The 20,177-nt window shown below is 73.8% G+C and carries 14 protein-coding genes; 7 read left to right on the top strand and 7 right to left on the bottom strand.

What is annotated here, in order from left to right; genetic code table 11:
• Positions 1 to 69: 69 nt before the first annotated feature.
• Positions 70 to 936, top strand: a complete 867-nt coding sequence (locus tag WME85_RS35310) for a fibro-slime domain-containing protein (RefSeq protein ID WP_437827496.1) — start codon at positions 70 to 72, stop codon at positions 934 to 936.
• Between the two features lie 122 nt (positions 937 to 1,058).
• Here the strand turns inward: WME85_RS35310 and WME85_RS35315 are convergent, their stop codons facing one another.
• From WME85_RS35315 to WME85_RS35325, 3 genes are all read right to left on the bottom strand, one after another.
• The gene (locus tag WME85_RS35315; protein ID WP_437827497.1) at positions 1,059 to 3,404 is read right to left on the bottom strand and encodes a M20/M25/M40 family metallo-hydrolase; all 2,346 of its coding nucleotides are present in this window, start codon (positions 3,402 to 3,404) and stop codon (positions 1,059 to 1,061) included.
• Positions 3,405 to 3,475: 71 nt separating this feature from the next.
• Positions 3,476 to 4,225: a glutathione S-transferase family protein gene (locus tag WME85_RS35320; protein WP_437827498.1), complete on the bottom strand. Its 750-nt coding sequence runs from the start codon at positions 4,223 to 4,225 to the stop codon at positions 3,476 to 3,478.
• Positions 4,226 to 4,317: 92 nt separating this feature from the next.
• Positions 4,318 to 6,570, bottom strand: coding sequence for a hypothetical protein (locus WME85_RS35325; protein ID WP_437827499.1), 2,253 nt, complete (start codon positions 6,568 to 6,570; stop codon positions 4,318 to 4,320).
• Between the two features lie 414 nt (positions 6,571 to 6,984).
• Between WME85_RS35325 and WME85_RS35330 the strand changes: the two genes are divergently transcribed.
• Positions 6,985 to 7,272: a hypothetical protein gene (locus WME85_RS35330; protein ID WP_437303450.1), complete on the top strand. Its 288-nt coding sequence runs from the start codon at positions 6,985 to 6,987 to the stop codon at positions 7,270 to 7,272.
• 34 nt (positions 7,273 to 7,306) lie between these two features.
• On the opposite strand, the gene WME85_RS35335 is transcribed toward WME85_RS35330, so the two are convergent.
• Entirely contained in the window at positions 7,307 to 8,362 is a 1,056-nt protein-coding gene (locus WME85_RS35335) for an SMP-30/gluconolactonase/LRE family protein (RefSeq protein WP_437827500.1), read from the bottom strand.
• Between the two features lie 187 nt (positions 8,363 to 8,549).
• Positions 8,550 to 9,746 carry a drug/metabolite exporter YedA gene (gene yedA, locus WME85_RS35340; protein ID WP_437827501.1) on the bottom strand — a complete coding sequence of 399 codons (1,197 nt, stop codon included), beginning with the start codon at positions 9,744 to 9,746 and terminating at the stop codon, positions 8,550 to 8,552.
• Between the two features lie 154 nt (positions 9,747 to 9,900).
• Here yedA and WME85_RS35345 point away from each other — a divergent pair, with 154 nt between their 5' ends.
• The 5 genes from WME85_RS35345 (at position 9,901) to WME85_RS35365 (ending at position 16,741) form a co-directional block, all read left to right on the top strand.
• Entirely contained in the window at positions 9,901 to 11,355 is a 1,455-nt protein-coding gene (locus tag WME85_RS35345; RefSeq protein WP_437827502.1) for a PLP-dependent aminotransferase family protein, read from the top strand.
• 149 nt (positions 11,356 to 11,504) lie between these two features.
• Positions 11,505 to 13,244 carry a hypothetical protein gene (locus WME85_RS35350; protein ID WP_437827503.1) on the top strand — a complete coding sequence of 580 codons (1,740 nt, stop codon included), beginning with the start codon at positions 11,505 to 11,507 and terminating at the stop codon, positions 13,242 to 13,244.
• A 127-nt stretch (positions 13,245 to 13,371) separates the two neighbouring features.
• Positions 13,372 to 13,812, top strand: a complete 441-nt coding sequence (locus WME85_RS35355; RefSeq protein WP_437827504.1) for an Rrf2 family transcriptional regulator — start codon at positions 13,372 to 13,374, stop codon at positions 13,810 to 13,812.
• 166 nt (positions 13,813 to 13,978) lie between these two features.
• Positions 13,979 to 14,302: a thioredoxin family protein gene (trxA, locus tag WME85_RS35360; RefSeq protein ID WP_437303456.1), complete on the top strand. Its 324-nt coding sequence runs from the start codon at positions 13,979 to 13,981 to the stop codon at positions 14,300 to 14,302.
• Positions 14,303 to 14,767: 465 nt separating this feature from the next.
• Positions 14,768 to 16,741, top strand: a complete 1,974-nt coding sequence (locus WME85_RS35365) for a serine/threonine protein kinase (protein WP_437827505.1) — start codon at positions 14,768 to 14,770, stop codon at positions 16,739 to 16,741.
• Between the two features lie 160 nt (positions 16,742 to 16,901).
• Here WME85_RS35365 and WME85_RS35370 read toward each other — a convergent pair whose 3' ends face one another.
• Positions 16,902 to 18,275, bottom strand: a complete 1,374-nt coding sequence (locus tag WME85_RS35370; protein ID WP_437827506.1) for a hypothetical protein — start codon at positions 18,273 to 18,275, stop codon at positions 16,902 to 16,904.
• Between the two features lie 64 nt (positions 18,276 to 18,339).
• Positions 18,340 to 20,082 carry a sulfate adenylyltransferase gene (gene sat / locus WME85_RS35375; RefSeq protein ID WP_437827507.1) on the bottom strand — a complete coding sequence of 581 codons (1,743 nt, stop codon included), beginning with the start codon at positions 20,080 to 20,082 and terminating at the stop codon, positions 18,340 to 18,342.
• Positions 20,083 to 20,177 lie beyond the last annotated feature (95 nt).

Here is a 20,177-nt window from a genome sequence, read left to right on the forward strand (position 1 = left end):
TTTGCTTTGGCTGCCCTGGCGCCTCGCGCGCGCAACTCACGCTCAGTCACGCTCAGAAGGAGTCTTCGCATGCTTCAGCCGCTGCAATCGAATTGGTGTGCTCCGCTCGCAATGATGCTGGTCCTGGCCGGGGTCGCCTGTGGCGGCAGCGACGGCGAGTCGAGCGGCTCCGGCTCCGGCTCCGGCGCCGGGGCTGGCGCGGGCACGCCGACGGGCGGCGACGACATCGGCAGCGGCGTGACGGGGGGGCCGGGCGCGGGCGCGGGCGCGGGCGCGGGCAGCGGCAGCGGGTGCGACACGAACCTCACGGGGATCGTGCGCGACTTCCGCGCCTACAACGGCGGCGATGGGCACCCCGACTTCGAGACGTTCACGGGCCAGGGCCTGAAGGGCATCGTCGAGCGCGAGCTGGGCCCGGATCAGAAGCCCGTCTATGCGCACCGGGGCGGCACCGAGCACACGACCGGGCCGGCCGAGTTCGATCAGTGGTACCGCGACGTCGACGGCGTGAACATGCCGATCCAGTTCACCATCACGCCCACGGTCAACGGGAACGGCATTGCCACCTACGACAACCGGGCCTTCTTCCCCGTCGATGGGGAGGGCTTCGGGAACGAGGGGAGGGAGCACAACTTCCACTTCACGTTCGAGCTCCACATGAAGTTCGTTTATAAAGGCGGCGAGGTGTTCCGGTTCTCCGGCGACGACGATCTCTGGGTGTTCATCAACAACCGGCTCGCCATCGATCTCGGCGGCCTCCACAGCCCGCAAGAGGACCGACTCGACCTCGATGCGATGGCCACCGCGCTCGGGATCGCGCCCGGCCAGGAGTATCCGCTCGACTTCTTCCACGCCGAGCGGCACACGGATGCGTCGAACTTCACGATCCAGTCGACGCTCGCGTTCACGAACTGCGAGCCCATCTTCGTCGACTGATCGCGCGCTCCTCGGAAGGATTTGAGGCACAGAGCCACAGAGATTACTTTTCTCCCTCTGTGCCCTCTGTGGTGCTTTCTCTCTCTCGCTCGTGAGCCCGAGGACGACGCCGCGGCGCGGGGCTAAAGCCAGAACGACCCGCTCACGAACGTCGAATCCGCGAGCCGGTACGGCGCCCCCATGATCTCCCTCGGCCGCGGCCCGGGCGCGAGCTCGCGCGGGAGCTCGTAGGTCTGGTCCATCAGCCGAATCTCGATCGGCCCCGCGTCCTCGACCTCCAGCGACCACTCGATGCCTTCCGGCGGCAAGCCCATGTAGGTGAAACCCCAGCGCTGGTTCCGCCCCGCCCCGCGGGCCGACTCTTCCACGCTCCGCCCGTCCACCACCGCGCGGATCACCGCCGTGGGGGACGCCACCTCGGCGAACAGCCAGGGTGCTCCCCGGGCCGACGCGAGGCGCAGCCGGAGCGACCGCACGCCGCCGCCCGTCGCGTCGCCGAGCACCGTGAGCGAGGGCGGCGGCAGGGCGAGGGCCGGCGCCTCGCTCTGGTGGGCCAGGCGCACGTACGGCACCGCGAACGAGGGCGCCTGCACGCGGTCCTCCGGGAAGTACGCGGCGGTCCAGGGATCGAGGTCCCGGTCGGCCGAGAGCCAGTGCGCCTCGCCGGCGGCCGCGTCGAGCGCATAAGCGAGGCTCGCCGGCCGGGGCCGCGCCTCGGTGAAGCCGCCTGTCGCGCAGGCGACGGCGAGCGCCGCGACCGCCGGCGCCCCGAAGGCGAGCGCGAGCGACCGCGAGCGGCCGCCCCCGAGGAACTCGGCGTGCGGAAGGAACAGCCCGAAGACGAGCGCGACGGCGAGGGCCGGCGCCGCCGCCGCCGGCAGCCCCAGCGCCACGAAGAGCAGGTATGGGCCGGGCACGGCCACCGCGACCGCCGGCGCCGCGGCGGCCACGAGGAGCGCGGCGTCGGTCAACGTGGGAGGCAACGTCGGAGGCGACGTGGGAAGCTGCGTGGGCGGCGACGTGGGGAGCTGCGTGGGCGGCGCGCCGCCGCGCCGGATCGTCACCGCCGCGAGGCCCACCAAGGCGGACGCGAGCGGCCAGGCGAAGTAGAAGCTCGCGCCCGGCATGGCGAGGCTCGCCGCCGCCAGGAGCAGCAGCCAGACGAGCAGCGCGCCGAGCGCGACCTCACAGGCCCCGAGGCGCCTGCGGAGCAGCCGGTAGCCCGCCGAGGCGGCCGCGAGCGCGACGAGCGCGATCGCGAGCCTGTATGCGGGCGCGTTGTACGGCTCGAACGGCATCGCCCGCAGCACCGGGTGCGCGCGCCGCAGCGCCCACGCGAGCCCGCCCGCCGCGGCGGACACGCCGAGCAGCAGCGCCAGAAAACCCAGCGATCCCGCGACGATCCGGCCCAGCGAGGCCTCCTGCCGCCGCCGCGCCGCCGCCGCCACGCCCGCGAAGAGGCAGGCGATCAGCGCGGCGATCGCGGGCACCCAGCTGGTCGGGTGCGACACGAGGTGGGCGCCCCAGGTGTTGAAATACACGGCGTCTTCGCCGCCCCGGCGCCCGAGGTCGAGCGCGCCGAAGCGCCGCGCGAGCGACAGCGCGTAGTCGCCGGCGTGCTGCACGCTCCGGAGATCGAGGTTGCTCACGGTGTCGGACGGCGCGTGGTAGTGCGCGGCGCCGTCGCTGAAGGCGAAGTTCAGCCCGGGGATCCCGGCCCGCTTGAACACGCTGAGATCGGTGCTGTGGCCCATGCGCCGCGCGACCTCGGGGAAGAGCGACGACGCCACCGGGTAGGGCGCGGCGCGGGCGAGCTCGCGGACGGGCCAGGCGTCCCCGGGCCCGGTGTCGAACATCGCGACCACGCCGCCGGCCCCGCGGGCGTCGAAGTTGAGCGCGATCCCCACCTCGCCGCGCCGCGGGTGCTCGTCCATGAACGCCTTGCCCCCGAGGATGCCGCCCTCCTCCGCGTCCGTGAACAGGAGCAGCACGTCGTTGCGGAGCGGGGCCCCGCTCCGCAGCGCGCGCAGCGTCTCCAGCAGCGCCGCCACCCCGCTGCCGTCGTCGGCGGCCCCGGGGCTGCCGGGCACCGAGTCGTAGTGCGCGACGAGCGCGACCGCCCGGGTGCTGTCCGCGCCCGGCAGCCGCGCCACGATGTTCTCGACGTGGGCGGCGTCGTACGGCAGGCCCCACTGCCTGCTGAGCACCGAGGTGCTCTGGATCTCGGGCTCCACGCCGAGCTTCGAGAGCTCCGCGAGCAGGTAGTCGCGCGCCCGCCGGTGCGCCGCGGAGCCGGTCGGGCGCGGCTCCGCGGCGATGCGCGCGAGGTGCTCCCTGGCCCGCTCGGCCGAGAACACCTCGGGCGGGGCGCTGGCCGGTACGACGGCGGGAGGGCTCAGCTGGGCGATGCGCAGCGCGACGAGCGCGAGGAGCGCGACGGCCACGAGGAGACGAGGCGACCACCTCATGCCCGGGTGGTATCACCGATCGACGGCGCGTAGCGCGCGGCTCGCTCGTCCGCGCCGCGCGCCCTGCTCGCTCACGCCGCGCGCGCGGCGGCCCCGCCGGACGTGCGCGCGTCCACCCGGTCGAGGTACGCGCTCAGCGCCGCGCGGCGGCGGACCGCGCCCTGCTGCCACGGCGTCAGGTCGATGCGGAGGCTGCGCAGGTGAGCGAAGAGCGAGAGGTCCGCGACCGAGAGCGCGCCGCCGACCCAGAACCCGTCGCGCGGCGCGCGCACCTCGAGCTCGTCGAGCAGCGCCTCGAGCCGCGACCAGCAGCGCTCGGCGCCCTCGTCCCAGACCTCGCGCGTCACGAGCCTGCGGATGAGCCGCCGGCGCACGACCACGGGCAGGACCGCGCGCACCGGGGCTGGCAGCTCGCCGAAGAAGACCTTCCTGAACGTCGGCCAGTTGCGCTCGTCGGCCCACCGGGCCGCGGTCACGAAGCCGCCGAGGCTCGCGTCGGCGAACTCCTCCCAGAGCCACGCCTCGGCCTGCGCCGCGCGGTCGCCGCTCATGAGCGTCCCCGGCGCCATCGCCTCGATGCGCCGCAGGATCTCGGTCGAGTCGCTGATCGGCTCGTCGCCGATGAGCAGCACCGGCACCTTCCCGGCGGGGTTGTACCGCTTGAACACGCCCGGGTGCGTGCCGTGGCGGCGCGCGTACGGCAGCCCGGCCGCCTTCAGGGCGCGGTGCACCTTCAGGCAGAACGGCGAGTAGCTCTCCAGCCCGGGGACGCCTGGATCGGCGAGCTCGCACAGCGTGAGCGGGGGGTTCTTGTCGGTCATGAGTTGCTCTCCGTCCCGGCGTCTCTGTCAGGAAGAAATCAGCTGAGCGGCGCCGGGGCTCCGTGCCTGCCGGCCGGCGCCGCGCTCCAGCGTCAGCCGAGCGGCCCCTGGGGCTCTGCCGCGGGCCGCCCGCTGCCGTGGGACCTGCCGCCGCCCCCGCGCCGGTCGATGTCGTGGCCGTCCTCGGGCCTGCGCGCGAGGCGCGTGGCCGCGCGCCGGTAGAGCTCCATGAGCGCCGCGCGGTGCGCGTTGAGGAGGACCGCCACCCCCGCCAGCCACAGGAGCGCGAGCGGCACGAGCGCCGAGGACGTCGTGTAGACGAGCACGGGGCGGAACGCGCGGTCCCGCGTGACCAGCTCGCGGCTCACGTGCAGGTTCCGCGCGTAGCTCGGGAGCCCCAGCGCGACCGGCGTCACCCCCTCCAGCACGGCGCCGCCGGGGGCGAGGGAGCCGCCTCCCTTGGCCTGGTCGTCGTCCTTGGCCCTGCGCGTGGACGAGGGCGCCGACGCGGCGTTCTCCGCGTAGTCCCAGCGCTCCCCCTGGTAGCGCCCCGCCGAGACAGCGAAGAGCCCGATCAGCAGCGCCAGGCCGCCCATGCCGAGCAGCACCACCATCGCGACAGCGCGGCTCGTGCCCCGGAAGAGCCGCCCCACGAGCCACGCCACCGACGCCGTCGCGATCCCGACGAGGAGCGCCACGAACGTCGCGGGCGCCACGAACCACAGGCCCGCCATGACCAGCCCGCCCAGCACCCGCAGCGCGCGCCGCCGACCGCGGCTCGTCGCCGCGCCGGGGCGGACGGCGATCCACGCCGCCACGAAGCCGATCACCACGGCGACGGCGTCGCCACTGTCCGCGAACCACACCGGCCGGTCGCCGCCGAGCAGCGCGAGCGGCAGCACGCGCTCGGGCAGCCCGACCGTGAGCTGGAGCTGGCTCGCGGTGAGCGGGTAGCTCGGCATCGGCAGCTCCATCGATCCGCCGAGCGGCCGCACCGACGCCTGCGCCAGCGACTGCACCTGGATCATGTGGCTCCCCGTCTGCAGGGGGACGAGGACCTCCTCCGCCGCCGCGCCCTGGTGCATGATCCGCTGCGCCTTCCCGTCGGTGGCGAGGTAGATCGGCCGCCCGCCGGGCGCGTAGGTCAGGTAATCGATGCCGTTGTTCTCGTAGCTCAGCGAGTCGTCGGCCACGAGGTCCCCGCGCTCGGTCAGGACCAGGGTGCGGCGGTGCTCGCGCACCACCGCGGCGAGCACCTCGACCCCCGCGAGCGGCTCGACGTCGACCTCGACGCGCTGGCCCCGCTGCACGAGCAGGAGCCGCGACGTCGCCTGGGTCCGCGGGATCGGCGACTCGGCCGCGTCGACCTGGCGCGCGTCGCCCTTCACGGTGAGCCGGTGCTCCGCGTCGGACTCGAACAGCCACCACTCGTAGGCGGAGCGCGGATCGGGCGAGAAGGCGCCGACCTTCGGGAGCGTGCCCGTGATCTTCATCTCCGCGCTGCGGCCCGAGGTGGGCAGCACGAGCTCGCTGCCCTCGGTCCGGAAGCCGCTCGCGCCCGAGACGTCGAGCACCTTCTCCCCGAACGCGAGCGGCAGGCGCACGACGCCGAGATCGCTGCCCGACCGCATGATGAGCCGGTACTCGAAGCCGATCTCGCGCCCCACGCGCACCGCGCGCGAGAGCTGGAAGACCGTGGGCCCCGCGCTCTCTGCCGCTGCGCCCCCGTCGGGGCTGAAGTGGAGCGTCGCCCCCGAGAGCCCCGAGAGCCGCGCGCCCTCCGCGACCGTGCCGCCGGTCACGTCGGCCTCGAACGAGTTGAGCGGGCCCGCCACGAGGAGCGTGAGGTCGCCCTCGAGCGACAGCGTGCCCCGGAGCACGAAGCGGCGCGCCGCGGTCCAGAGGTAGTAATGGCCCTCCTCGAAGCTGATCGGCGCGGCCTCGCGGCGCGACGCGGGCCTGCCGTCGTCGAGCACGGCCTCGATGCGGACGTGCTCCGGCGGCCCGAAGAGCGGCACGGCCACCGGGCCGTCGGCGAGCACGCCGCCCGAGAGCTCGAACTGGAGCGGCCCCTCGCCCACCGCGCCGGTGATGCGCAGCCGGTCGAGGGCGTAACAGCGCTCGGCGCACTCCCCCGCGGCGCCGCGCTCCTCGACCCAGCGCGAGAGCATCTCCAGCTGGCCGGCCCACGAGTCCGGCGGCAGCGCGGCCCCGCGGGCCGGGGCCGTCGTGCCCTGTTTGGCCGCGGGCGCCGCGGGCGCCGCGCCCGCGGCTGGCGCTCCCGTCGGCTCGGCCGCCGGCTGCCCCAGCGAAAGCGACGGGACCACGAGCAGCAACAGCACCATGAGAAGCCCGAAGAGCCTTGAAGGCGCCGCCTTGTTCGAGCGCGCGAGCGACATAGGGAAACTCCCTTCTTTGACCTGCCGAGCGAACGCGATGGCCGCCGCAGCGTCCTCATCAAACAACCGAGTGAAAAACGACTGCAACAAAATCGACATCCGGTCTTGACAGTTAACGCGTTGCGTCGCAGTGTCGTGGCGACGCGTTTGTGCCTCCGACGAAGCCGCAAAACCGGCCTCGTCCCCTGGCACGATCGCGCACGAGGCCTCCGCGCTCCAGTGCACATCGCGTCTCGCGAGCCCGTGGGAGCGGGCGACGCGCGGGGCGCGGGGGGCCATCGTCCGATTCATCGTCCGATTCATCATCTCTGTACGCCCGCGTGCATCGCGGGGGGACATAACGAAGGTGGGAGGTAGATCATGAGTGAGACCCAGAGCATCACCGAGCCGAAGGCCGCGAACAGCGTGAATGGGAGCGCCGCCCCGGCGGAGCAGGTCGACGCGGGCGCCTCGAAGCCGGCGGCCAAGCCGCCGCTCGTCGAGACGCTGCGCGCGCTGGGCACCTCCTGGGCAGAGGTGGCCATCGGGTATGGGCGGACCGCGCTCGAGAACACCGCGCGCGCCCTCGAGCGGACCGCCGGGAAGCTCGGCGAGCTTCAAGGGAAGCTCAAGAAGGGCGAGGTCGCCGCGACCGAGGGCGCCGGCTGAGCCCGCGTCCCGCTGCGCCGCCGGGGAGCGCTCATCATGGCGCTTCTGGCGGCGCGGGGACGGGCGCGCCGACGATGCCGAGGGCAACAGCGTGGATGGCTCCGGCCGCGCCGCCGACATAAAGGGTCTTTGCATTGAAGCCGGGGCCCGATCCGAACTGCGCATTGGCGACCGAGGTCGGGAACGTGGCCAGGAGCTCCGGCTCTCCCAGGGCCGCGCCGCCGGCGTCGAGCTGCACGCGGTAGAGGCCCCGGTCCTTGCTGTCGATCGTGTAGAGGTGACCGCACGTATCGAGGACGAGCCCGTCGAGCACGGCCGACGGCACCGTGCTCACGAGCACCGGCAGCGCGCCCGCGATCGCGAGATCGATCCTGCGGATCTCGCCGGCGGCGGAGTTCGTATAGAAGACGACCTTCCGCGCCGGGTCGAAGACGACGCCGCTCGGCTGGCTCACCTCGGGCTCGCCGCTCGCGATCACCTCGACCGTCGCGTCCGGGGCGAGGCGGATCACCCGGTTGCCGGCGCGCTCGGTCGCCCAGACGTTGCCGTCCGTGTCCGCGGAGAGGCCGTTCGGCGCCTGGAGGGCTTCCACGTAGTCGTCGACGATGCCGGTGGTCGAGATCTGGGCGACGGCCCCTTGATCCGGCCGCGCGGCCACGAGGGTCCCGTCGGGCCGGTACCTCAGCCCGAGCACGGTGCCCGGCAGAGACGCGAAGTTCGACGTCTGTCCCGTGGCGTCGTAGCGAATGAGGTTCGGCCCCTGCTTGGCGACGAGGTGGCCCCGGCCATCGAACGCGAAGTCCGCGCTGCCGTCGAACACGTCGGTGACCAGGGTCGGCGCGAGGGGTCCGGGCGCGAGCTGCGCGCACTCGCCCGTCGGGCCCGCGCCGGCTCCCCCGCTGCCCACGCCCGTCGCGCCGCCGCCCTCGCCGCCGCCCGAGCTCACGCTCGTCACCGCGCTCGCGCCGCCGCCGCCGTCGCCCGACGACGCCGTGGCGACGGCCGCGTCGCCGCCGATGTCGCCGCCGCACGACGAGGTCGCGCCCGGGAGGAGCAGCGCCCATCCGAGCAGCCGGAAACCTCTCTTCATCTACTCGCCTCCTGGCCGCGCACACTACACGGCGCCCCCCGCATTGCCTACAGTGGACGGCGCGCGCCAGGATCACCCGCTTCGGATACGGGCCCACCTCGACGTTTTCGGTGCTCGGCGTACTGGAGTACGCCTGCGCGCCGAAAACGCCGATCTGGGCCCGTCTCCTGTGCGGGTGAGCGCCGCTCTAGTGGCGTGACTTCGAGACAATGACAACGCCGGCGCCGATGATGGCGGCCGCCGCCCACGTCGCCGCGGAGGCGCGCTCGCCGCCGAGCGCGACGCCGAGCGCGATGGCGACGATCGGGTTCACATAGGCGTAGCTCGTCGCGATCGCCGGGCGCGTGTTCCTGAGCAGGAATGTATAAGCGCTGAGGCCCACGATCGAGCCGAACACGACGAGATAGGCGAGCGCGAGGAGCGACCGCGAGGAAGGCGCCGCGGCCAGCTGCTCGCCCGAGAGCGCGCTGATCCCGAGCATCACCGCGCCGCCGGACAGCATCTCCGCCGCCACCGCCATCGGGCCCTCGGGCAGGGACGCCGTGCGGCTGTACAGCGAGCCGAGCGCCCAGGCGACGGGGGCCAGCACGATGAGCAGCGCGCCGGCGTGCTCCGCGTGGAGGGCGCCGCCGAGGTGGAGCAGCGCCGCGCCCGCGAAGCCGACCAGGAGCCCCACCCACTCGCCGCGCGAGACCTCCGGCGCCGGCGCCCGGGCGCCGGCGCTCGCGCCGCCCCGCGCGGCCCGCACGGTGGTGAACAGCGCCAGCCAGAGCGGCATCGTGGACACGACGACGGCGGCGACGCCCGAGCTCACCCACTGCTGCGAGACAACGACCAGCCCGTTGCCGCCGACGAGCAGCAGCACCCCGACCTTCGCGGCCGCCCCCCACTGCCGCAGCGTCGGCCGGGGGACGCCGCGCAGCCGGAGCACCCCGTAGAGCAGCGCGCCCCCGGTCACGAAGCGCACCCCCGCCAGCAGGAACGGCGGCAGCGTCTCGAGCGCCACCGAGACGGCCAGGTACGTCGACCCCCAGACGACGTAGAGCGCCGCCAGCGAGAGGAGCACGAGCCAGCTCCCCCGCGCCCTCTCGAGCGCCGCCCGCAGCGCCTTCCCCGCCCCGCCCGCGTCCACCGCGATCTGCGCCGGCTCGAGCGCCTCCACCACGAGCAGCCCTCGCCCGTCGCCGCCGTAGCTGGCCCCCGCCTCCAGCACCACGTCGTCCGGCGCTCCCTCGCGCGTGATCCAGACCGAGCCGGAGGTACAGCTCAGGAGGAGCGGGCCTCCCCGGAGCCGGTGCGTCCACAGCCCCCCCTTTCCCAGCTCGATCCGCGCCGCCTCTCGGAAGCGCGACGGCGCCTCCGGAACAAGTGAGGTCAATTTCATGTGCCGGAGCTTGCGCCCTGGCGGGCGACCGGCACAGAGGCAGTCTCTTCCGGATTGAGGCCGGTACAGTTGCGGGAATCGGCGACTGTGCTGGTCCTCACGCGCCCCCGCTGTACCGGTACCGCAGCGGTCGCCCGGCTGTACACTCTCCCTCGTGTACGCGCAGGCGACCCTCGAGCCGCAGGACGATGCCCACCTCTACGATCGCGTGGCCGCGCACATCGCCGACCTGATCGCGCGCGGCACGCTGCGGCCGGGCGACCGGATCCCGTCGGTGCGGCGGCTCAGCCGGCAGCAGGGCGTCAGCGTCGCGACGGTGCTGCAGGCGTACCTGCAGCTCGAGAACCGCGGGCTCGTCGAGGCGCGCCCGCAGTCGGGGCACTACGTCCGCGCCCGCCGCGTCTCGGTGCTGCCCGAGCCGCGGGCCGCGCGCGCCTGCAGCACCGCCACGCGCGTCAGCGTGAAGGCCCTGGTCACGAAGGTGTACCGGGCCACGCGCGATCCGCACATCGTCCCGTTCGGCGCCGCGTGCCCGAGCCCCGAGCTCCTGCCGACCGAGAAGCTGAACCGCATCCTCAGCGCGATCGCGCGGAGCGCGGGCGGCGCGGGCGTCTCGTACGACCCGCCGCCCGGCCTGCCGGCGCTGCGGCGGCAGATCTCCCGGCGCTCGGTCGAGTGGGGCGTCGCGCTCTCCGCCGACGACATCGTGACCACCGTCGGCGCCATGGAGGCGCTCCACCTGTGCCTGCGCGCGGTCGCGCGCCGCGGCGACACGGTCGCGCTGGAGTCGCCGGCGTACTACGGGCTCCTCCAGCTCATCGAGAGCCTCGGCATCAAGGCGCTCGAGGTCCCGTCGAACCCCCGCACGGGCATGGACCTCGACGTCCTCGAGGAGATGCTGGGCCGCCACCGCATCAAGGCGTGCCTCGCGATCCCGAACTTCAACAACCCCCTCGGCAGCGCCATGCCCGACGAGGCGAAGGAGCGGCTCGTCGCGATGCTCGCGCGCCGCGAGATCCCGCTCATCGAGGACGACATCTACGGCGACGTGCACTTCGGCGACGTCCGCCCCCGCCCGGCCAAGGCGTTCGATCGCAAGGGCCTCGTGATGCTCTGCTCGTCGTTCTCGAAGACGATGGCCCCGGGCTACCGGGTCGGCTGGACGGCCCCCGGCCGCTTCCGCGACGAGGTCGAGCAGCTCAAGTTCGGGCAGAGCGTCGCGTGCGCGACGCTGCCGCAGATGGCGATCGCCGAGTTCCTCGAGAACGGCGGGTACGACCACCACCTGCGGACGCTCCGGCGCCGCCTCGCCGCCCAGGTCGCGCGCATGAGCGAGGCGATCGCCGAGCACTTCCCCTCCGGCACCCGGGTCTCGCGCCCCGCGGGCGGCTTCGTGCTCTGGGTCGAGCTGCCGCCGGGCGCGAGCGCGCTGGAGGTGAACGAGCGCGCGCTCGAGCACGGCATCAGCGTCGCCCCGGGGCCCATCTTCTCGGCCAAGCACCGGTTCTCGAACTACATCCGGGTGAACTGCGGCTACCCGTTCACCGACCTCATCGAGCACGCGGTCCGGACGCTCGGGCGGATCTGCGCCGAGGCGACCGAGGCGTGACGCGGGCGGCGGGCGGCGGCGTGGCGGCGCGGCGACGGGCGGCGACGGGCGGCGACGGGCGCGCCCTGGATGCCGTACCCGCGCTGAAGTAAAACCTCGTCTCTCTGGAGAGCGCCCCGACGAGCGAGCGCCCCGACGAGCCCACGACCTTGCGTCCCCGACACCCCGCGTCCCTCCCCTCGCCCGCGCCCCCGCTGCCCTCCGCGCCCCGCCCGTCGCCCGCCCGCGCGGGCTGGGCGCTCGCGGCCCTGCTCGCCGCCGCGCCCGCCTGCCGCGCCGGGGCGACCGCCTCGTCGGGCGCGCCGGCGCCCGAGGTGCTGCGCCCGCTGCCGGACCGCATCGACGGCGGCTCCCTGCTCGGCCGGGACGCCGGGCGCGCCGCCCAGGCCGGCGCGGGCCCGCTCCGGGTCGTCGGCGCGGACATGCTGTCCGAGGGCGATCGCCTCGGCGCCTTCGTCGAGGTGCCCGCGGGCGAGTGCATGCTCGCGATGGCGCGCGTGTCGCCGACGATCGGCGACGTCGACCTGTTCGCCTTCGAGGACGACGGCAGCGCCTTCTCCACGGACGAGGCCGCCGACGCGCGCGCCTCCATCCTCGTCTGCCCGCCGCACCCGCGGCGGCTCTACGTCATGGCGCGCGTCATGTCGGGCGCCGGGGCGGTGAGCGTCGGCGTGCAGGGCGTCCCGGAAAAGGCGGCGGACGCCGTCGCCCGCGCCGTCGGCGCCCGCGGCAGGGCCGGCGACGAGAGCGGCCGGCTCGAGTCGTGGCCGGGCCTGGAGGCGAAGGTCAGGGCGCACCGCGGCGCGATCGGCGCGCGCTGGGAGGACGTCCGGCGCGTCGCGCTCCCCGTGGGCTCGCGGACGGCGAGCCGGATCGGCGTCACCCTCGACGGCGGCCGCTGCGTCGACGTGCTCGTCTCGCCGAGCGACGAGGTCGCCTCGCTCGAGGTGGTCGCCGAGGACGAGACCGGCAGGATCGTCGCGCGCGCCCGGGAGCGGGGCCAGGATCGCACCCTGCTCCTCTGCTCGACGGCCTCGATCGAGCTGTCGATCGCGATCCGCTCGCGCGGCACGCAGGGCCTCGTGGCCGTGGTCGTCGGCCGCGCGCAGCCGGGGGCCGAGGCGGAGATCTCCGGGGCCACGCCGATCGAGCGCGTGACCGAGGGCCGCGATCTCGCCGAGGTGAGGGCGGCGCACGGCCGCGCGCTCGCGAGCCGCGGCTACGGCGCGCCGCGCGTGTCGACCGGGGCCGCGCGGCTCGGCAGCCGGACGACGCTGCCGATCGAGCTGCCGGCCGGCTGCGCCCGGATCGACGTGCTCGCCGGCAAGCCGCTCGCCGACGTGCTCGCGGAGCTCTGGAGCGACGCCCACGCGCTGCTCGGCCGCGCCCGAGGCGGCGCCCAGGCGACGCTCTTCACCTGCGGCAGCGGCGGCCCCGCCCGGGTCGACGTCGAGTCGATGGCGCAGCCTGGCCCCTTCGCGGTCGAGGTCCGCAAGGAACCCGAGGCCCCGCCGGCGCTCGTGGCCCACCCGCTCGCCGCCGCGCGGCTGCTCGGTCGCATGAGCGCGACGGGCGCGACCGGCGCCGCGTCGGCCGCCGGGGCGCAGGCCGTGGCGCTCGACGCGGCGCGCCTGAAGATCCTCCCCCTCCAGATCCCGGCCAACACGTGCGCCGAGGTCATCGCGGCGCTCGACGCCGAGGGCGCCGGCGTCGACCTGCGGCTGGTCGACACCTCGACGGGGGAGAGCTCGCTCGCGCGCGCGCGCCACGTCGTCTCCGACAGCCGCTGCGCCGGCCCGGCGCCCATCCCCGCCTCGATCGAGCTCCGGCTCGCGGCGGGCAAGGGGGAGGCGCTCGTGCTGACCCGGACGTCCGCCAGGGCGCCCTGAGGAGCGCCAGGGCGCCCTGAGGAGCGCCCGGCCCGGCGAGGAAGACACCAGCGGCGGCGATGGCCCGCGCCCGGCGCCTTGACACGGGAACCCCCGGAACACTCAGATATCCGCGAGGAGCCCTTCGATGTCCTCGGGTCGCTTCGCCATCGCCACGCACGCCCTCGCGCTGCTCGCGCAGACCGGCGAGAGCTGCGCGAGCGACGCGCTCTCGGCGAGCATCAACACGAACCCGGCGTTCCTGCGGCGCATCCTCGCCCGGCTGTCGCAGGCCGGGCTCATCGAGGCGCGGGAGGGCCGCGCCGGCGGCTACCGCCTGGCCAGGCCCGCGAAGGCGATCCGGCTGAGCGAGGTGTACGCCGCCGTGGAGCCGGAGGGCGCCATCGCGCCGAGCCCGTGCGAGCCGAACGCGAAGTGCCCGATCGGCGCCGGGATCCAGCGGGCGTTCGACGAGGTCGCCGAGGCGGCCAACGAGGGGCTGCTCCGCGGCCTCGCGCACAAGACCGTCGCGGACATCGCGCTCCGGGCGCAGCACCTCGGCCGCCCGGCGCCCTCCAGGGCCGACTGATCGCGCCGGGCTCGGCCCGGGCGGAGGCGCCCCCCTCCCCTGGCGCAAACTGAAACCGTACCTATAACAGTTGATGCGAGCGTGGCTGTGAAGAGCAGGCCGGCGCCGAGCCGGGGCATCGCGACCAGCGCCGCTCATCCCCGAGATGCACTGAAAGGACAGCGCCATGGGCAGCAAGAACGTCATCGAGGTCAACGATCTGAGTTTCGCTCGAGAGGTCCTGGAGACGGACACGCCGGTGCTCGTCGACTTCTCCGCGTCCTGGTGCGCCCCCTGCAAGCGGCTCGCGCCGATCGTCGAGGAGATCGCGACGGAGACGGCGGGCCAGGTCAAGGTGGTCAAGCTCGACGTCGACGAGTCGCCCGCGGCCGCGAAGCAGTTCGAGATCCGCGGGCTGCCGACGGTGGTCGCCTTCCAGAACGGCGCGCCGCTCGGGCGGCACGTCGGCCTGACGAACAAGAAGACGCTGCTCGCGCTCGTCGGACGCTGAGCGCGGCGAGCGTGCCGCGCCCTCGTCGGGGCCTCGCGGAGCTCTCCCGCGGCGCGGCGCCCACGCCGACTCCGCGGCTCGTCGATAACGGCGCACGGCGCGCGGCGATCTCCCGACATGCATGATCCCTGTGCTGAGGCACACCGACGGCGCGCCGCACAGCCCTCTGCACGTGCGCCGCGCGTCGCCGAGCGCCCGACATCGACCTTCATTTCACGCGATTCACACGCCTTCACCCCGGCTGGGCGAGATCGGACGCCGAGCCGCACGGCTCGCCCGCTGTCATGCACGGACGCAGCACCCCGTTGACATCACCACCCGATACGAGATCCTTCCCTCAAGGAAGCCCAGCGATCCGCAGCGCAGCTCGTGACCGTCAGTAGACGGTCCGGGGGGCGCCCGCGGAGCCCTGCCGGTGTGGGGTTTTGCTGGCACGGCGCGACTGAGCCTGGCTTCCCGAAGGCCATGGCTCTGTTCGACGACGATTTCGAGACGCTCGAGCAGCTCCCCGAGATGCGAAAATCTCGCGGAAAGGGCGGAGATTCGCTCGGACAGAGCCCCACGCCGGTGAACCCCGGCCGCGCCCGGGCGGAGCTGTCCGACATCGCCAGCGACGGACCCCGCTACGAGGTGCGCTCGCTGCTCGGCGTCGGCGGGATGGGGGAGGTCCACTTCTGCAGGGACCGCCGCATCGGCCGCGACGTGGCCATGAAGGTCATCCGCGCGGAGCACCAGGGCGACACGACGCTCCACCACCGGTTCCTCCGCGAGGCCCGGGTGCAGGGCCAGCTCGAGCACCCCTCGATCGTGCCCGTCTACGACCTCGGCGTGGACGCCAAGGGCTCGGCCTACTTCACGATGAAGCGCCTCCGGGGCCTCACGCTGGCGAGGATCCTGAACGAGCTGCGCGAGGGCGACGCGGCGGCGCTCCAGAGCTTCTCGCGCCGCAAGCTGCTCACCGCGTTCTCGTCCATCTGCATCGCCGTGGACTTCGCGCACTCCCGCGGCGTGCTGCACCGCGACCTCAAGCCCGCCAACATCATGCTCGGCGACTTCGGCGAGGTGTACCTGCTCGACTGGGGCGTCGCCAAGCTCATCGACACGCCGCTCCAGACCATCGACATGGGGGAAGATCCGATGAGCACGAGGACCATCCCGGGCGACGTGCTCGGGACCCTCGGCTACATGTCGCCGGAGCAGGCGCAGGGCTGCGTCGACACGCTCGACGCGCGCAGCGACGTCTACTCGCTCGGGGCCATCCTCTTCGAGCTGCTCACGCTGAAGCCGCTGCACCCGAAGAAGGACCGCAACGAGATGCTCGACTCGCTCATCCACGGCGCCGACGCCCGGGCGTCGGTGCGCGCGCCCGAGCGGGAGGTGCCCCCGGAGCTCGACGCCATCTGCGTGAAGGCGACGCGGCGCGAGCCGGCCGAGCGCTACCCGACGGCGCGCGCGCTCTACGAGGCGGTCGAGCGGTTCCTCGACGGCGACAAGGACGTCGAGCTGCGCCGCGGCCTCGCCGCGCGGCACGCGGGCATGGCCGAGGAGAAGATCGCGAAGGCGCTCGACGGCGGGAAGGAGGCCGAGAGCGCCCGCAAGACGCTGCTCAGCGAGGTCGGCCAGGCGCTCGCCCTCGACCCGTCGAACGATCGCGCCCTGGAGACGCTCCGGCGCATCCTGACCGAGCCGCCGCGCGAGATGCCGCAGGAGGTGCTCGCCGAGCTGGACGCGGCCGCCGCGGCGCGACACCGCCTGCAGCTGCACGCGGGCATCCGCGCCGAGCTGCTCGCGACGGCGATCGCGACGCTCGTGGCCGCGGTGTGGCTTGGCATCCGCGAGTGGCAGGTCTTCGCCTGCATCCTGGTCTTCACCGCCCTGGCGGCGCTGATGAAGTGCGTCGCCGCGCGCGTCGTCCACCGCCCGGCGGCGGAGTGGTACGCCTACGGCGGGTTCGTCTTCAACGTGCTGAGCTTCCTGTGCATCGGGCGCGGCTTCGGGCCGCTGCTCTTCATGCCGATGCTCCTCGTCATCTTCACGTACGGCAACTCGTTCACGTACCGGACGGCGTACCGCGTCGCCGTGGTCGTGACCGGCTGCGCCGCGGTGCTGGCCGCCGCGTGGATCGAGTACTCGGGCCTCCTGCCCCCCTCGTACGAGTTCACGGACGGGGCGATGATCATCCTGCCCCAGGCCGTCGAGCACTCGAGGATCCCGACGATGACGGCGCTGACGCTGACGACCCTGTTCATGCTGGTCGTGCCGGCGTTCATGATGGGCCAGCACCAGCACGCGCTGCGGGACGCGGAGCGGCGCGCGTGCCTGCAGGCCTGGCAGCTCCGCCAGCTCCTGCCGGAGCGGGCCCAGTCGGGCGCCGTGCCCGGCCCCAGGTCGGAGCCGATCCCCGAGCGCCGGCCGAGAGGGCGGCGCGACGCGGGGTGAGAGAGCGCGCGGGGCGAGACTCGAGCAAACAAAGAAAATCAACCACAGAGGCACAGAGGGCACAGAGGGGAGAGAGGAGAGAACTTCTGCTCCCTTCTTCTCTCTCCTCTGTGCCCTCTGTGCCTCTGTGGTTCACATCTCTCGCTTCTTCGCGCTGGCGTCAGTCCATCGGCCAGACCGCGAGCACCCAGACCGCCGAGTTGCCCCGCGCGCCGACGCGGAGCGCGGCGCTCTCCTCGAGGTCGGAGCAGAAGGCCACGCCGGCGCCCTCGCCGCCGTCGCCGGCGTCGTCGCGGCCGGCGTGGTCGCCCAGCTCGACGGAGAGCCGCAGCGCGCGCAGCTCGCCCCGGACCAGCCCCGCGGCGGCGAAGTAGCAGCGGCCCGGCTCGACCTGGACCGGGACCAGCGTGTCGCCCTGCGCGCCGACCGCCTCGGCGATCGGCTGCGCGCGGGGCGCGGGCGCGTGGCGGCGGTGCAGCGCCGCGGCCAGGTTGCCCCGGGCGCGCGCGCCGAAGTGCCCCGGCACGAACGGGGGCAGCGGCCAGTGCGCGTCGGACAGCACGACCTTCACCGGGCCCGCGGCCCCGAGGAACGGCACCTCCACGACGCCCGGCTCGCCAAGGCAGAAGTCGAGCCGCCCATCGGGCGCGTCGGACCTGTCGCGGTCGAGCTGCCTCCCCGTGCCCGCCTCGCGCGCCTCGGCGTCGAGGTCGGTCGCGCGGCGCACCGTGGCGCTCGGCACCTCGGCCATCAGATCGATCCGGTGACACCCCTCGGCGAGCTTGACCGAGAACTGCCCCGTCCCGACCACCGAGGAGCTCATCTCGGTCGGCACGACGCGGAGCGCCCCTTCCGCCCGCGCGCGGCGCGCTGCCCGCGCGACCCGGGCATCGAGCGGACCGGGCTCGGCTGGCCGCCCCGGGTCGCCGCGCGGCGCCTCGGGCCCGAACGCGCGCTCCGGCAGGATCGCCTCGATGCGCTCGGGCGGCGCGCTCGACGAGGCGACGACGACGTCGAAGGCGCCGCGCGGCGAGAGCACCTCGACCGCGACGCGGCCAAGCTCCTCGCGCGCGGGCCCGCACCGCGTGATCACCGCGGCCCCGCCGACGCTGTGGACGCGCCGCTCCTCGTCGGGATCCCGGCCGCGCAGCCGCTGAACGAGGCCCTCGAGGGCCGAGACGTCGCCCGCGAGGGGCGAGGTCTCCAGCGTGAACTCCACGATGCGGGGCGCGATAAATGCGGCCGTGAGGCACTCGTCGGCCTTTGCGCCGGCAGCGCCGGGTATGCCGGCCACGCCGGGTATGCCGGCAGCGCCGGAGGTGCCGGCGGGCGGCGGGGTGATCGCGACCAGCCTGGTGCGTCCGTGCTCGATGAAGAGGGGGGGCAGGCGCGCGACGCGCGCGCCGGAGAGCGACCACATCCGCGCCACGCGCGCGGCGTCGTCGCTGAGGTCCGCGCGCGCCGGCGCCCCAGCGGAGAGCCCGGCGAGCGCGGCCAGCAGCGTGAGGGCCGCGGTACGCGCGAGGCGCGCCATGCCTGGAGCCGCGCGGCGGCCCCCCTCGGCGACCCCGCGCGCCGCTGCCCTCAGGCCGGGAGCGCTACGACGAGCCGCGCATCGCGTCGATGAGGATGCGCGCGACCTCCGGGCGGGAGAACTCCGGCGGCGGCAGCTCGCCCTTCTGGAGCAGCTCGCGCACCTTCGTCCCGGACAGGTTGACCTGCGTCGACGCGTCGCCCGGCGCCGTCTTCGCCGTCGCCATCGCTCCGACAACGGTCGAGTAGAACGCGTTCTCGAAGTTGAGCGTGGTGATGCCGAGCTCGCCGGGGCTGAAGACATTGAAGATCTCCTGCGCGTCGTACGTGCCGTAATAGCTGCCGACGCCGGCGTGGTCACGCCCCACGATGAAGTGCGAGCAGCCGTAGTTCTTGCGCGCGAGCGCGTGGAAGATCGCCTCGCGCGGGCCCGCGTAGCGCATCGCCGCCGGGTAGATCGAGAGGAGCACGCGGTCCTTCACATAGTACTTCGCGATGAGCTCCTCGTAACAGCGCATCCGGACGTCCGCCGGGATGTCGTCCGACTTGGTCGCGCCGACGAGCGGGTGGATCATCAGCCCGTCGCAGATCTCCAGCGCCGTCTTGGTGATGTACTCGTGCGCCCGGTGGATCGGGTTGCGCGTCTGGAACCCGACGATGCGGCGCCACCCCTTCTCGGCGAAGTACGCCCGCGTCACCGCCGGATCCCGGTGGTACGCCGGGTACGGCGACTCGACCGGCCGCTCGAGCACGCGGATCTCGCCGCCGACGTACACGGGCCCCGTGCTCATCAGGTACGCGACGCCCGGGTGCTTCGTCTCGGTCGTCCGGAAGACCTCCTGCGCCTCGAGCTCCTTGTTCGGCCGCCACTTGTCGCTCACCTCGATGACCGCGACGATGCGGCCGTCGCGCGTGCGGAGCGCCGCCTCGGCGCCCACGCGGAGCCCCTCCGCCGCCTGCTCCGAGACGGCGAGCGTGATCGGCATCGACCACGGCAGGCCGTTCTCGAGCCGCATCTCGCGCACGACGCGCAGGTAGTCCTTCGAGTTCATGAAGCCGCGCAGCGGCGAGAACGCGCCGACCGCGATCATCTCGACGTCGCTCTCCGTGCGCTCGTCGAGCTCGATGACCGGCAGCCCCTTCGCCCGCTCCGCGAGCGACGCCTTCTCCGCGCCCTCGACCCACCGGTTCACGAGCTCGCCGCCGTGCGGCGCGATGAGCCCGCGGCCCGCCGCGGCCGCCCCCGCGGCGGCGGCGCCGGACACCGCGACAGCGGCGCCGCGGCGCGGGACGTACCCGAGCTCCTCGAGCTTCGCGAGGATCTTCGCGAGGCTCTCCTCCTTGGTCTCCTTGTCGGTGTGGACGACCACCTCGGGGTTCTCGGGCGCCTCGTACGGGTCGTCGATGCCCGTGAAGTTCTTGATCTCGCCCGCGAGCGCCTTCTTGTAGAGGCCCTTCGCGTCGCGCTCGGTGAGCACCGGGATCGTGCAGGAGCAGAACACCTCGACGAAGCGGGGCGTCTGGGCCCGCTGCTCGTCGCGGATCGCCTTGTAAGGGCTGATGGCTGCGGTCATCGCGCAAGCGCCCGACCGGGCGATGAGCTTCGCCACGTATCCGATCCGCCGGATGTTCGTATCGCGGTCCTCCTTGGAGAACCCGAGGCCCTTCGAGAGGTTCGTGCGCACCTCGTCGCCGTCGAGCACCTCCACGTGGACGGAGCGGGCGCGGAGCTCGGCCGAGAGCATCGCCGCGAGCGTGCTCTTGCCTGCGCCGCTCAGACCGGTGAACCAGACAACAAAACCTGACATTTAGGCAACTCCTTCGATGATCAAGTGACGACTACGGATTCGGCCTCTCTGGGCCTCGGGTGCGGAACCCCTGCAAGCGGACGCGGGCAGCGCGA

Source organism: Sorangium sp. So ce1153 (assembly GCF_051521595.1).
Taxonomy (GTDB): domain Bacteria; phylum Myxococcota_A; class Polyangia; order Polyangiales; family Polyangiaceae; genus Sorangium.

Coding starts and splice junctions, on each gene's coding strand:
- WME85_RS35335 (WP_437827500.1), bottom strand. CDS start 8,362: ATGAAGAGAGGTTTCCGGCTGCTCGGATGGGCGCTGCTCCTCCCGGGC.
- WME85_RS35320 (WP_437827498.1), bottom strand. CDS start 4,225: ATGACCGACAAGAACCCCCCGCTCACGCTGTGCGAGCTCGCCGATCCA.
- sat (WP_437827507.1), bottom strand. CDS start 20,082: ATGTCAGGTTTTGTTGTCTGGTTCACCGGTCTGAGCGGCGCAGGCAAG.
- WME85_RS35355 (WP_437827504.1), top strand. CDS start 13,372: ATGTCCTCGGGTCGCTTCGCCATCGCCACGCACGCCCTCGCGCTGCTC.
- WME85_RS35310 (WP_437827496.1), top strand. CDS start 70: ATGCTTCAGCCGCTGCAATCGAATTGGTGTGCTCCGCTCGCAATGATG.
- trxA (WP_437303456.1), top strand. CDS start 13,979: ATGGGCAGCAAGAACGTCATCGAGGTCAACGATCTGAGTTTCGCTCGA.
- yedA (WP_437827501.1), bottom strand. CDS start 9,746: ATGAAATTGACCTCACTTGTTCCGGAGGCGCCGTCGCGCTTCCGAGAG.
- WME85_RS35370 (WP_437827506.1), bottom strand. CDS start 18,275: ATGGCGCGCCTCGCGCGTACCGCGGCCCTCACGCTGCTGGCCGCGCTC.
- WME85_RS35325 (WP_437827499.1), bottom strand. CDS start 6,570: ATGGTGCTGTTGCTGCTCGTGGTCCCGTCGCTTTCGCTGGGGCAGCCG.
- WME85_RS35315 (WP_437827497.1), bottom strand. CDS start 3,404: ATGAGGTGGTCGCCTCGTCTCCTCGTGGCCGTCGCGCTCCTCGCGCTC.
- WME85_RS35365 (WP_437827505.1), top strand. CDS start 14,768: ATGGCTCTGTTCGACGACGATTTCGAGACGCTCGAGCAGCTCCCCGAG.
- WME85_RS35330 (WP_437303450.1), top strand. CDS start 6,985: ATGAGTGAGACCCAGAGCATCACCGAGCCGAAGGCCGCGAACAGCGTG.